Raw genomic sequence first — 12,292 nt, 5'->3', positions numbered from 1 at the left:
TTGCTCTGATTGCGTAATAGGTAACATCAACGCAGAACATATTAAGGGAGGACCAAAAAAAATGTCGATTTTTAAACGTCTGAGAGATTTAACTTTATCCAATGTGTATGCCATGATTGAGAAAGCCGAGGATCCGGTTAAACTGACTGACCAATATATTCGCGATATGCAGGAAGACCTGGAGGATGCGGAGAAAGCCGTCGCCGCTCAGATCGCGATCGAGAAGAGATTCAAGCAGCTGTATGAAGAGCAGGAAGCGCTTGTGAAGAAACGGCAGGAGCAGGCTCATACGGCAGCTCAGGCGCAGAATCTCGATCTTGCCCGCCGCGCTCTCGAAGAGAAGAAAGCGGCCGAGCAGAAAATGAACGAATACAAAACCAATTATGACCAGAATAAAGCATCAGCCGACAATCTGCGCGATAAGCTTGCAGAGATGCGCAAGCAGCTGTCGGACATGAAGAACAAACGCGAAACGCTGGTTGCCCGTTACAACGCAGCGAAGGCACAAGCGGACATCAACAAATCGATGGCTGGCTTCAGCGCCGATACGGCAACTGCAGGAATGAAGCGGATGGAGGAGAAAATGCTCCAGATGGAAGCGCAGGCGGAAGCAAGCAACGAAATGAATAGCAAGGAAAAGTCGCTTGACGCCGAGATCGAGGCGCTTGGCAAGGATAAAGCGGTCGAAGATGAGCTGGCAGCTCTGATGAAGCAGTACGAGAACAAGAACTAAACAAAAACGTACCTAAGAAGAACGTCCGCCGACGATGATCGCGCTCACCCGCTGATCTGACGTCCCCCAGACGTTTTTTCTTTGCACGAATGGATGCGGCAAAATTGATGATGGAGGATGTCCGATGACCTTACAAGAAGTAGTGGGCATGTTGGTGTGGACCGGAGCGGGAGCAGTGCTCCTGATTGTACTGATGACAGTGGATTCAATGTTCACGCGATACAAGGATATGGAAGAGATCAAGAAGGGCAATGTAGCGGTTACCACCAGATTCGTCATGAAGCTGCTGGCGCAAGCTTACATTCTGTCCCAGTCCATTGCAACCTCCAACCATTTGGGCGAAGCGCTGCTGGTATCCGTGATCTCCTTTGTGATTCTGCTTGTACTTGAAACCCTGCTGGAGCTAGTCTTCCGCTCCATGTTTAGCCTGCACCTGGACAAAGGCACGAAGGAAGGCAAAATCGCCCACGCGCTGCTTGCCGGCTCCTTCCATGTTGCCGGTGCATTGATTATCGGGGCGTGCCTGTAACAACAGGGCCAATCCACATAATAAGGAGCGATGGCGATGGGCCTGTTTAAACGTATCAAGAATATAATGGCAAAGCCGGAGCCGCCAAAACCGGAGAAGACTATCCTTACCATTGGACCCGGTGATATTTGTGAAATATCGCTGGTCACCTATCAGGTCATTGGCCGTACCCAGAACAGACAGCGCAGATTGATTGTGCTGACCCTGCAGGATGGGGCTGCCGTTTCCTATCTGACGATTGAAGAACGCGAGCAAACGGTATATGCCATTTATACACCCATTGACGGCAGGCTGGATTCGGTGGATGAGGTCCCTACCGTCATCGAGCTGGACGAGAGGACCTATCATCTGGAGGAGCAGTATTCCGGGCTGATTACGGTCACGGGCAAGGCTCCTTTTGTGCAGGGCGGCGAGCAGTATGTATGGCAGTATCAATCCGACGATATGAAGCTGCTCCGGATCGAATGGCAGGATGGGCGGTTCATGATGTATGAGGGTGAAGATGTGCTTCCGGCCGACGTCCGCGTCCTCCGCGGAAGTTAGGGGGTTCAAGCAATGAGACGAAGGTTGTCATTCTACCTTAAGAATCTGCTCGCTATCAGTCTGATTGTTCCGCTTCTTGCGGCATGCGGCGTAACGAGTACGATTGAAGACCAATACCCGCTGGAATCAGTGAACGGCAGCGGATCCGCGACATCGTACATCTATCGGGCGGAAGGTCTCAGCGTTCCGGAAGTGGCCAAGGCTCTGGCGGATGAGAATAAACCGCAGCAGGTCTCGGACGAGAAGACTGACCATATGTTTCTGGTCTATTCCGATAAAATCATTCACCTGCAGCAGGATGTGAAAAAGCCCGAAGATACGCTGATTGAAGTCGATTCCAAAGAATATGTCCGCAACAATTACAGCTCCAGCTTCCTTCAGGGCTATATTGTGGCCAGCCTGCTTGGCGATCTGTTCGGAGGCAGCCGCGGCGGCTCTTATCGCGGATATACGGATGCGGATACTTATAAACCGAAGACAGGAAGCTACCATGCGCCTACCGCAAACGAGAAAAAAGCGATTCCGCCGATGACGGTGGACCGCAAGGGCTCTATTTTCAAAAGGGCCAAGGACGCCGACTCGAGCAAAGCCGGCAGCGGCAACAGCATTTTCAATAAATCGCCGCCCAAATCCGGCACGATTACAAGGGATTCAGGCAGCGGCGGCAAGAAATCAAGCTGGCTCACCCCGCGCAAATCAACCAAGCCCAAAACCCGCGTAGGCATGGGGAGGATTTCCAGGCGAAGGTAATGGTTAATCGAAATGGCAAAAGGACAGTTGGAGCCCGAATATGGGCTCCATTGTCCTTTTTATTTCGGGTATAGCTTTAATTTTCTCATAAAAAGAACTTCCGGATGAGATCCTCATTGTTATATAGTTAAGGAATCATATTTATTAGAAGAAAGGCGGCAATTATGGCGGGTTGGCCGGTTGGGATGGCGCCGCAGCATGCCAGCCATAATAAGCAATGACGCGATGAAACTGGGAGCGTGAGAAGAATGGCAGAAAAAAGCATAGCAGTTGTGGAAGCCGTCCTGATTGCGGATGCACTATCCTCTTTCGTTACGAGAAAGGTCGAGGAAATCCAGGTTGAGCTTGGCGGCATTCCGGGCGACCGCCATTTCGGTCTGCTACGCAAGGCTGATTCGCGGCAGAAAATCTATCCGCGCGGACAACTTATTGCCAACCGCCGTCAAATCAGTATCGTTTCTGTCGAGGAGTGCCGGCAGATCGCCCGCAATATGGATGTGGTGGAGATCAAACCGGAATGGCTTGGCGCCAATTTGCTGCTTAAAGGTCTGGATCCCTTGACCACGCTGCCCTTGGGTGCCAGACTGGTATTTGCCTCCGGGGCGGGGTTGATTTGCGAAGGTGAAAATATGCCGTGCAAAGATCCTGGAGAGGTTATTGATTCGGAAATATATCCATCAGCGGCGGCCAACAAATTCGTGCCTGCGGCGAAGAAGCTCCGGGGCATCGTCTGCTCTGTCGAACGGGAAGGGGCCATTCGGATGAATGATGCCGTAACCATTATCAGGCCCTAGGCATGACAATGGACAATTATGGAATATACATAGGGAAGATTGAACGGAAAATTTAATGCTGCTGCCCGCTTGACATACCCATGGGGGGTATTGTATATTATAGAAGAAGAGGTGATCCGCTCATGGATGAGTCAGTCGAACTGCATGATAAGGATAGCTGTGCAAGTGAAGGAGAGCGCAAGAGTCATCACTCAAACGCCATGAAGACCAATTTAATAACCCGTCTCAACCGGATTGAAGGCCAGATTCGCGGTGTTAAGGGACTTATCGAGAAAGACACCTATTGCGACGATGTCCTGAATCAAATCGCCGCCATTCAATCCGCACTCAACGGTGTAGGCAAGCTTCTTCTGGAAGGGCATATGAGGTCCTGTGTTGTGGAGCGAATTCAGGCTGGCGAGCATGAAGTCATTGATGAGCTGCTGATTACAGTCAAGAAGCTGATGAAATAAGAAGAAGCTGCGTTTCATCTCCTGCTTGCGATGCTGCGCGTCTCTTCCCATTATAATATCCGGCGGACTAAGGCCGCCTATAGGAGGAATCATCATGGAGCATATTCTGTTGAATGTAAAAGGAATGTCCTGTGGTCACTGTGTGAATTCTGTTGAAGGGGCCGTCAAAACATTAGGCGCTGCCGCCAAAGTGGATCTCGCCAAACAATCGGTCAGCATTGATTACGATGCATCGAAGATCTCACTGGCCGCAATCAAAGAAGCGATAGAAGACCAAGGGTATGACGTAGTGTAAGGAATCCGGAGCCGCCGGATGGACGGCTCCTTTTTTATACGTATAAATATACCCTACTGGGGTACCATATAGAGAGAATGGGTGATGCATATGAGTCCGGTGCCAGAGAAGGAATATGAACAGCAAACGACCTTGCAAATTTCCGGTATGACCTGCGCCGCCTGCGCAAACCGGATCGAGAAGGGATTGAGCAGGCTCACGGGTGTATCGCAAGCCTCCGTTAATTTTGCTCTGGAACAGGCTTCCGTCCACTATGATCCGGAGCAAGTTGACAGAGAGCAGCTGGAGAATAAGATCCAGGCGCTTGGCTATGGCACAGTTCATGAGACCGTCGATCTGGCGATCGAAGGCATGACATGCGCGGCTTGCGCAGCCCGGATCGAGAAAGGCTTGAATAAGCTTGAGGGTGTGCAGCGGGCTGCTGTCAACCTTACGCTGGAAACCGCAAGAGTGGAGTACTCCTCCGCGGAGGTGTCTGTTTCCGATATGGTCAGCCGCGTGGAGAAGCTGGGCTATAAAGCCAGACTGAAGTCTGAAGTCATGGATGCCGGAGAACGGCGCCGCCAGGAAATACGCCGACAGAAGAGCAGGCTGCTGGTGTCAGCTGTATTGTCACTGCCACTGCTCTGGGCGATGGTTGCGCATTTCTCCTTTACCTCCTGGATCTGGCTTCCGGAATTGTTGATGAACCCCTGGTTCCAGCTTGTGCTGGCGGCTCCGGTCCAGTTTATTATCGGCGGACCTTTCTATATAGGGGCTTATAAAGCGCTGCGCAATGGCAGTGCGAATATGGATGTGCTTGTTGCACTGGGCACATCGGCGGCCTTTTTCTACAGTCTTTATCTGACTTTTCAGTCGATCGGCAGCCATCACCAGGTAGACATGTACTATGAGACAAGCTCGATCCTTATTACCCTGATCCTGCTGGGCAAGCTGTTCGAGTCCCTGGCCAAAGGGCGCTCCTCGGAAGCGATCAAGACGCTGATGGGCCTGCAGGCGAAGACCGCTTTGGTCATTCGTGACGGGAGAGAGCTGCATATCCCGATAGAAGAGGTCCTCATCGGAGATGTCGTGATTGTGAAACCGGGGGAGAAGGTACCGGTTGACGGTGAAGTGCTTGAGGGAAGCTCCGCTGTTGACGAGTCCATGCTGACCGGGGAGAGTCTGCCTGTCGATAAACATGCCGGAGAGTCTGTGTTCGGCGCCACGATCAACAGGAACGGGCTGCTGAAAATTAAGGCGACGAAAATCGGCAAGGATACCGCGCTTGCCCGGATTATCAAGGTAGTAGAGGAGGCGCAGGGCTCGAAAGCTCCGATCCAGCGCGTTGCCGATGTAATCTCCGGTATTTTCGTCCCGATTGTCGTTGGCATAGCCGCCGCGGCTCTATTGATCTGGTACTTCGGAATCGAGCCGGGCAATTTTGCCGGAGCGCTGGAGAAGGCGATTGCCGTTCTGGTCATTGCCTGCCCGTGCGCCCTTGGTCTTGCGACACCGACCTCCATCATGGCGGGATCAGGACGCTCGGCTGAGCTTGGCATTCTATTCAAGGGCGGCGAGCACCTGGAAGCTGCGCACAGGATCGATACGGTTGTGCTGGACAAAACGGGCACTGTGACCAAAGGGCAGCCTGAGCTGACAGACATTCAACTGGAAGCGCCATGGGACGAACAACAACTGCTAGGCTGGATAGGATCGGCTGAGCAGGGCTCGGAGCATCCGCTTGCTGCAGCCGTTGTCCAGGGAATTCAGCAGCAGGGAATTACGCTTGTCAGCGCGGAATCGTTCGAAGCTTTGCCGGGGTTTGGAATCCGGGCCAAAGTAGAAGGCCGCGAGCTGCTGATCGGGACACGCAAGCTGATGAAGTCGAACAACGTGACGGCGGATATCGTACAGACGGAGATGAACAGGCTGGAAGAACAGGGGAAAACCGCCATTCTGGCTGCTGTTGACGGTCAATATGCAGGTATGCTCGCCGTTGCGGATACCATCAAGGAAACATCCAGTCAGGCAGTCAGCCGTCTCCGGCAGGCTGGTCTTGATGTGATAATGATAACCGGAGACAACGAGCGTACTGCCCGAGCTATTGCCAAGGAAGCCGGAATCAGCCAGGTACTCTCGGAAATACTGCCCGAGGGAAAAGCGGCTGAGGTGAAGAAGCTGCAGGCGGCGGGCCGAAAGGTCGCGATGGTGGGTGATGGCATTAATGACGCGCCGGCTCTGGCGGAAGCGGATATCGGCATGGCGATCGGGACAGGTACGGATGTGGCCATGGAAGCAGCAGACGTGACGCTTATGCGGGGAGATTTGAACAGTATCCCGGATGCCATTGAAATGAGCAGGAAGACAATGCGCAATATCAGGCAGAACCTGTTCTGGGCGCTGGCTTATAATGTCATCGGCATTCCAATTGCGGCAAGCGGGTTCCTCGCCCCATGGCTGGCAGGCGCTGCGATGGCGCTCAGCTCGGTATCCGTCGTGCTGAACGCACTCCGTCTGCAGCGGGTCAAGTTGTAATTCACGGAGGTTAACGATGAGACGATTATTAATAGTAGCGCTGATTGCCGTGTTAAGTCTTGCGACTGCATGCTCCAGATCCAAGCATGATGAAGCGCCTCTTGCGGCAGAGAATCAGGATAGTGCCGAAATGAATCAAATGAATCAAATGAATCATGATGGTCATGATGGTTCAGGACACGAGGCCCCCGGTACACCCCATATTCAGACGGAGGCGGTCTGGAAGCTGTCGGACGAGAAGCCTCAGGCGGGGAAGACCACTGCGATAACTGTACAAATTAACGATGGGAAGGGCAAGCCTGTCGCGGAATTTGATTTTAATCACGAGAAGCAGATGCATCTGATCATCGTCAGCAGGGATCTCGCGTATTTCGATCATATCCATCCGATATATAACGGGAATGGACAATTTCAAATGGAGACGGATTTTCCTGCGGGGGGCGACTACAAGCTGATTGCAGATTACGTGCCGACTGGCGGTTCTGCAGTGAACAACAGCACCTGGATTTCCGTGCTTGGGTCGGCGGGTGAAGCCAAACCGATCGAACCCGATAAAAGCCTGGTCAAGACAGTTAATGGCGTAGAGGTGACACTGTCTTACGGCCATCTGATGGCTGGCATGGATTTGGAGCTTAATTTTCACATGACCGATGCCAACACGCATGAACCGGTTGCCGATCTTGAGCCTTATCTGGGCGCTGTAGGTCATGTCGTAATCTTAAGCGCAGATGCGGAGCAATATCTCCATGTGCACCCGACGGAAGAGAAAGCCAAGGGACCGGATGCCGCCTTCATGACCCGTTTTCCGGAAAGCGGAATTTACAAGGTATGGGGCCAATTCCAGCGGGAAGGAAAAACGTTTGTGGTGCCTTTCGTCATCGATGTTCCTTGACGTGTCAGATTGAGAAACCAGAAACTTATCAGCAGGAGGCGGCAAAATAAATAGTGATGCAGCAGGAGGCGCCGTTCATGCGGCGCTTTTTTGTTGATTGTTCGCAAGGAACGCCACAAATGACGATCCCTTCTCGCGTTCCGCCAGATTTTAAGAAAAAGATAAGAACTTCAGCATGTGAAAAGCCTTTCCGGAGTTGGTATAATGAAACGTACTTATGAAAGGACGTCATACAAAGTGAATCTTAAAACGCTGCTTCTGGTCGACGATGAACCCGAAATCATCAAACTGATGCAGATTTATCTGCAGCAGGAAAGCTACCGTCTTCTTATTGCCGCAAGCGGTGAGGAAGCGCTGGCAATCATAAGGCGGGAGTCCGTGGATCTGATTGTGCTGGATATCATGATGCCGGGGATGAATGGAATCGACACCTGCCTGAAAATTCGCGAGCTGGGCGAAATGCCCATTATTTTCCTGTCGGCCAAAGGTCAGGAAATTGATAAAATTACCGGACTCAGCGTAGGAGCGGACGATTATGTCACCAAGCCCTTCAGTCCGCTGGAGCTGATCGCAAGAATCAAAAGCCAGCTGCGCCGGTACAATAAATATACTTCTCCCCAGACAAGCGGCGATAGCATGGTTATTGATGGTCTTGTGATCCATTCGGCCAAGCATGAAATAACGGTGGAGGGAGTTCCCGTCAAGCTGACTCCGCGGGAGTTTGCGATTGTTGAGCTGCTTGCCCGCAATCGCGGAATCGTCTTCAGCATCGAGAATATTTATGAGAAGGTGTGGAAGGATGCTTTTTTTGAAGCGAATAATACCGTTATGGTCCATATCCGCAAAATCCGCGAGAAAATCGAAACCGATCCCCGCAAGCCCCGTTACATCAAGACCATATGGGGAGTGGGCTATAAGATCGATAATCAATAGTTTGCGAGTCCGTTAAGCCGAAAGGAATCTGTTTCTGATGAAACCCCGATTATTCCGAACATTTCTGTGGAAGTTTCTGCTTGCCTTTCTAGCCAGCCTGCTGGCCTTGGGCTTGGTGCTGACGCTCGGTTATTTTCTGGCTGCCCAGCTCATCCGCTTCAATCCTTCCTCCTCCTTTCCGCTTACCTCGCTGCTGCGCTGGATCATTAACACGGTCGGATCGGTCACGGTCATGTCGGTGATGGGATGTGTCTTGTTTCTTCTGTTCTTCTTTATTTTTTCACGAAACATAATCCGGTACCTCGAGCTGATTACCTCCGGATTGCAGCAGATTGCCGGAGGCGATTTGTCTCATCGCATTCCGGTCACTTCTTCCGACGAGCTGGGACAGGTTGCCCGGACGGTCAATGAGATGACGGCGCGGCTGAGTCAGGCGCAGGCAGAGGAACGTGCCGCCGTGCAGGCGCGGAATGATCTGATCACCGGCGTCTCCCATGATTTGCGGACTCCGCTTACTTCCGTACTCGGCTTTCTGGGGTATATCGAGCAGGATCGATACAGGGACGAGCTGGAGCTTCGCCAGTATGTGAGCATTGCCTATGAGAAATCGCTTGTTCTGGAGAAGCTGATTGATGATCTATTCGACTATACACGTGTGACCAGCAGCGATATTCCGCTAAAATTGGAGCAAATCGATCTGGTTCCTTTCCTCCAGCAGCTGGCGGATGAATCGGTGCCCGCGCTGGAGGCGGCAGGCATGATCTGCCGGGTTCATGCGCCCCCTGCACCGATTATCGTGGAGGGAGATGGCGAATTAATGCTGCGTCTGTTCGAGAATCTGATGACCAACGCGATCCGATATGGTCGGGATGGACGTTATCTTGACATTGAACTGACAGAGGAGCGGGGACTGACATCGGTCATTTTCCGCAATTATGGCGAACCCATACCGGTGAGCCATCTGCCGCATCTTTTTGAACGCTTTTACCGTGTGGAGGCTTCCCGTTCCAAAAAAACCGGCGGAAGCGGGCTGGGCCTGGCCATTGCCAAAAGCATCGTAGAACTGCATGGCGGCACGATTACGGCGAGCAGCGACAAGCGCAAAACCGAATTCAAAATTCTGCTGACCAGCATGCAAGCGGCATTGCGGTAATCCAGGATTTAGTGAGCGGGAGGCGACTTCAGGCAAATGCGCCTTTTTCGTTTGCATTTGGACTGGGACTGCCGGTATTCGCTCCAATTTGAGCATTGGACAAAAGGGCGGTATGATGGAGGAGCATGAACCGCAATCGTAAAGGGGAGATCAGCTTGACCCGAGTGGTCGGAATTCCTTCATCCCGAGTTGCCAATTTTCTGAGCTTTCAGCGGGATCCGCTCCAATTCCTTATCAATGCGCTGCCCTTAGGGGAGATGGTATCCCTGCGGACAAGCTCGTTCCGCCCTACCTTTATCGTAAACTCGCCTGCCTTCGTACAGGAAATTCTCGTACATCAGGAAGAACGCTTCCGCAAAGGCCGCAGCTCCAACGTACTGCGCAGAACCATCGGCGACGGTCTGCTGACCGCCGAGCATGAGCGCCATAGGCAGCAGAAGAAATACCTGACGCCTGTTTTCTATAAGGAACGCATACAAGCATACGCCGAGGTCGTTATGGAAGAAACAGAGCGGCTCGCCGATACGCTTCAGGAAGGCGTCATGGTTCCGATGCATGATGTGATGATGCAGCTGACGCTCGGCATTATTTCCAGAAGCATGTTCAAGACGGAGCTTCATGAGGCCAAGACCGAGCTTGCGCAAGCGGTGGACGATACGATCAGGCTAAGCGCCAAAACCATTTTCTCGCCAATCATCCTCCCGCTTGCCGTGCCGACTCCGAAAAATCGCAAGCACCTCAAAGCGATCCGGTCTCTGGAGGATATGATCTACGATACCATTGCCGAAGCCCGCAGGAACCCGGAGCAGTATGCCGACAGCCTGCTGGGACTGCTGCTGGATACCAGGGATGACCAGGGCGAGCCCATTCCCGATGTGGAAATTCGCGATCAAATGATGACCATGCTGCTGGCCGGTCATGAGACCACAGCCAATGCCATTGTATGGGCGCTTTATGCGCTTGACCGCGAGCGTTCAGTAGATGAACGGCTTTATGAAGAGATTCGGGACAGACCGCTGACCGTCAGACAAATGCGTGAGGGACAATCGGCTTTTGACCTTTACCGCGGGCTGGCTTACACCAGGCAGGTTATACAGGAAACGCTGCGCTTATATCCGCCTGCATGGGCGATTCTCCGTGAAGCGGAGCAGCCGGTCGAGATGCTGGGGGATCATTTTCCGGCAAACAGCAGCTTCCTGATCAGTCCGTATGCCATCCACCGGAATGACCGGGTATTCGGAGATGCTGCCGCATTCCGGCCGGAGCGGTTCGACGCCGGCATCTCGCAGTGGCCGAGGTTTGCTTATTTCCCATTCGGCGGTGGCGCCCGCGGCTGTATCGGGTCGCAGTTCGCGCTGATGGAGGCCGGTCTGATTCTGGCGGTGCTGGCGCGCAGATTCCGCTTTACATCCGCTCCCGGCCAGGGCGGGGCGGAGCCGGAGCCGCTCGTGTCGCTGCGCATCAAGAACGGACGCTGGATGATCCCGCATCGCCGCGTTTGACACATAGTAGAAACAGTCGGGCATTTATTATGCGTTTAAGAGATACGCCTGTCGAGAGGAACGAGTAGATGAGCGAGATAAAAGAATTCGTCCAGCGCTACCCGGCTAACCGCATTGTCGATGTTGCCAAAGCGCTGTCCGGCGATTTGAGGCTGCGCATATTGGAAACGCTGGGCGAGCGCCCCATGAGTATTTCCCAGCTTGCGGGTACGCTGGGCGTTGCGCAGCCGACCATTACGATTAATATTCAGATGCTGGAGCATGCCCAACTGGTCAGCTCGACGCTTGGCGCCAACAGGGAGAAGATTTGCACGGTCACCTGCAGCTCCATTCTGCTTGAGCTGCCTTCCAAACGGGGGGAAGGACTTCACAAGCTGGAGGAAATTCATATGCCGATCGGCATGTTCTCCCAGTGCTCCATTGAACCGTACTGCGGGATGGTGAACAAAGAGGGGGTCTACATCGGCTGTGTCGATGACCCGAGAGCTTTCTATATGCCGGAGCGGGTGGAAGCCTCACTGCTGTGGTTTGGTGGCTCAGGCTATGTGGAATATTATTTTGCCAACCCGGTTCCTCCTGGCGTCAGCTTCAGCGAGCTCCGCTTTCAGGCGGAATTATGCGCGGAAGCCCCTGGCTTCGATATGAATTGGCCTTCGGATATTTCGCTGTTTATCAATGATTGTCCCGTCGGTATGATAACCATCGAAGCGGATTACGGAGACCGCATGGGCAAGCTGACCTCTGCAAAGTGGAACGGCGGCACACAATACGGGAAGCTGATCCAGTGGAGAGTATCGGAAGAAGGCAGCTACATTCATGAGGACCGGAAGTCCGGGACAACGCTGCGCGACTTGAATTTGACCTTCAACAAGCCCATTCGCGTCCGGATCGAGGTATCAGGGGATGCCGTCAACCGGAATGGGCTTAATTTATTCGGCGCTTCTTTCGGAGATTATCCGCAGGATCTGATTTTGTCCTTCGTACAGATCCATGAATCGGGGGAGCAAGGAAGAAGCCTGATTCAGGACGATAAATGAAAATAAACTGAAATGACAAAAAGACCCGGGACATCGCTATTGGCGATGTCTTTTTTGTTGTTTACAATGCAGCGACAAGATCCGACGCCTCGCAGCAGGGATCCAGTGCAAAGCCAAGCTGGTCCACATTGAAGATCAGAACTAGCCGTTGATCGTCGCCGT

13 protein-coding genes are annotated in these 12,292 nt (G+C 52.8%); all 13 read left to right on the top strand.

Translation table 11 applies throughout. The features are described 5' to 3' along the window. Positions 1-61 precede the first annotated feature (61 nt). The 13 genes from AC0YOA_RS25600 (at position 62) to AC0YOA_RS25540 (ending at position 12,130) form a co-directional block, all read left to right on the top strand. Positions 62-733, top strand: a complete 672-nt coding sequence (locus tag AC0YOA_RS25600) for a PspA/IM30 family protein (protein ID WP_475789036.1) — start codon at positions 62-64, stop codon at positions 731-733. A 124-nt stretch (positions 734-857) separates the two neighbouring features. Then, complete coding sequence (locus AC0YOA_RS25595) at positions 858-1,262, top strand: DUF350 domain-containing protein (RefSeq protein ID WP_210039924.1); 405 nt, start codon at positions 858-860, stop codon at positions 1,260-1,262. A gap of 36 nt (positions 1,263-1,298) precedes the next feature. Then, on the top strand, positions 1,299-1,805 hold the full coding sequence (locus AC0YOA_RS25590; RefSeq protein ID WP_210039925.1) for a DUF4178 domain-containing protein: 507 nt from the start codon (positions 1,299-1,301) through the stop codon (positions 1,803-1,805). Between the two features lie 12 nt (positions 1,806-1,817). Next, positions 1,818-2,555, top strand: coding sequence for a DUF4247 domain-containing protein (locus AC0YOA_RS25585; protein WP_475771477.1), 738 nt, complete (start codon positions 1,818-1,820; stop codon positions 2,553-2,555). A gap of 248 nt (positions 2,556-2,803) precedes the next feature. Further along, a complete protein-coding gene (locus AC0YOA_RS25580; RefSeq protein WP_475789035.1) occupies positions 2,804-3,349 on the top strand; it encodes an MOSC domain-containing protein in 546 nt (181 codons plus the stop codon). A 122-nt stretch (positions 3,350-3,471) separates the two neighbouring features. After that, the gene (locus tag AC0YOA_RS25575; protein WP_475771475.1) at positions 3,472-3,801 is read left to right on the top strand and encodes a metal-sensitive transcriptional regulator; all 330 of its coding nucleotides are present in this window, start codon (positions 3,472-3,474) and stop codon (positions 3,799-3,801) included. A 94-nt stretch (positions 3,802-3,895) separates the two neighbouring features. Then, complete coding sequence (locus AC0YOA_RS25570) at positions 3,896-4,096, top strand: copper ion binding protein (RefSeq protein ID WP_475789034.1); 201 nt, start codon at positions 3,896-3,898, stop codon at positions 4,094-4,096. 90 nt (positions 4,097-4,186) lie between these two features. Continuing rightward, positions 4,187-6,613 (top strand): heavy metal translocating P-type ATPase, encoded by a 2,427-nt coding sequence (locus AC0YOA_RS25565; RefSeq protein WP_475789033.1) that lies wholly within the window; start codon positions 4,187-4,189, stop codon positions 6,611-6,613. A 16-nt stretch (positions 6,614-6,629) separates the two neighbouring features. Then, a complete protein-coding gene (locus AC0YOA_RS25560; protein ID WP_475789032.1) occupies positions 6,630-7,505 on the top strand; it encodes a hypothetical protein in 876 nt (291 codons plus the stop codon). A gap of 237 nt (positions 7,506-7,742) precedes the next feature. Further along, on the top strand, positions 7,743-8,438 hold the full coding sequence (locus AC0YOA_RS25555) for a response regulator transcription factor (RefSeq protein ID WP_475789031.1): 696 nt from the start codon (positions 7,743-7,745) through the stop codon (positions 8,436-8,438). A 37-nt stretch (positions 8,439-8,475) separates the two neighbouring features. Then, positions 8,476-9,591, top strand: a complete 1,116-nt coding sequence (locus AC0YOA_RS25550; RefSeq protein WP_475789030.1) for a sensor histidine kinase — start codon at positions 8,476-8,478, stop codon at positions 9,589-9,591. Positions 9,592-9,716: 125 nt separating this feature from the next. After that, on the top strand, positions 9,717-11,093 hold the full coding sequence (locus AC0YOA_RS25545) for a cytochrome P450 (protein ID WP_475789029.1): 1,377 nt from the start codon (positions 9,717-9,719) through the stop codon (positions 11,091-11,093). A gap of 68 nt (positions 11,094-11,161) precedes the next feature. Further along, the gene (locus AC0YOA_RS25540) at positions 11,162-12,130 is read left to right on the top strand and encodes an ArsR/SmtB family transcription factor (protein WP_475789028.1); all 969 of its coding nucleotides are present in this window, start codon (positions 11,162-11,164) and stop codon (positions 12,128-12,130) included. The last annotated feature ends 162 nt before the right edge of the window (positions 12,131-12,292 follow it).

It is taken from the genome of Paenibacillus sp. JT22N12 (assembly GCF_056269365.1).
This window is presented reverse-complemented; position numbering and strand designations above follow the sequence as displayed.

What these genes read in the sequence shown, in the direction of transcription:
- AC0YOA_RS25600 (WP_475789036.1), top strand. Translation starts at nt 62, where the DNA reads ATGTCGATTTTTAAACGTCTGAGAGATTTAACTTTATCCAATGTGTAT.
- AC0YOA_RS25595 (WP_210039924.1), top strand. Translation starts at nt 858, where the DNA reads ATGACCTTACAAGAAGTAGTGGGCATGTTGGTGTGGACCGGAGCGGGA.
- AC0YOA_RS25590 (WP_210039925.1), top strand. Translation starts at nt 1,299, where the DNA reads ATGGGCCTGTTTAAACGTATCAAGAATATAATGGCAAAGCCGGAGCCG.
- AC0YOA_RS25585 (WP_475771477.1), top strand. Translation starts at nt 1,818, where the DNA reads ATGAGACGAAGGTTGTCATTCTACCTTAAGAATCTGCTCGCTATCAGT.
- AC0YOA_RS25580 (WP_475789035.1), top strand. Translation starts at nt 2,804, where the DNA reads ATGGCAGAAAAAAGCATAGCAGTTGTGGAAGCCGTCCTGATTGCGGAT.
- AC0YOA_RS25575 (WP_475771475.1), top strand. Translation starts at nt 3,472, where the DNA reads ATGGATGAGTCAGTCGAACTGCATGATAAGGATAGCTGTGCAAGTGAA.
- AC0YOA_RS25570 (WP_475789034.1), top strand. Translation starts at nt 3,896, where the DNA reads ATGGAGCATATTCTGTTGAATGTAAAAGGAATGTCCTGTGGTCACTGT.
- AC0YOA_RS25565 (WP_475789033.1), top strand. Translation starts at nt 4,187, where the DNA reads ATGAGTCCGGTGCCAGAGAAGGAATATGAACAGCAAACGACCTTGCAA.
- AC0YOA_RS25560 (WP_475789032.1), top strand. Translation starts at nt 6,630, where the DNA reads ATGAGACGATTATTAATAGTAGCGCTGATTGCCGTGTTAAGTCTTGCG.
- AC0YOA_RS25550 (WP_475789030.1), top strand. Translation starts at nt 8,476, where the DNA reads ATGAAACCCCGATTATTCCGAACATTTCTGTGGAAGTTTCTGCTTGCC.
- AC0YOA_RS25545 (WP_475789029.1), top strand. Translation starts at nt 9,717, where the DNA reads ATGAACCGCAATCGTAAAGGGGAGATCAGCTTGACCCGAGTGGTCGGA.
- AC0YOA_RS25540 (WP_475789028.1), top strand. Translation starts at nt 11,162, where the DNA reads ATGAGCGAGATAAAAGAATTCGTCCAGCGCTACCCGGCTAACCGCATT.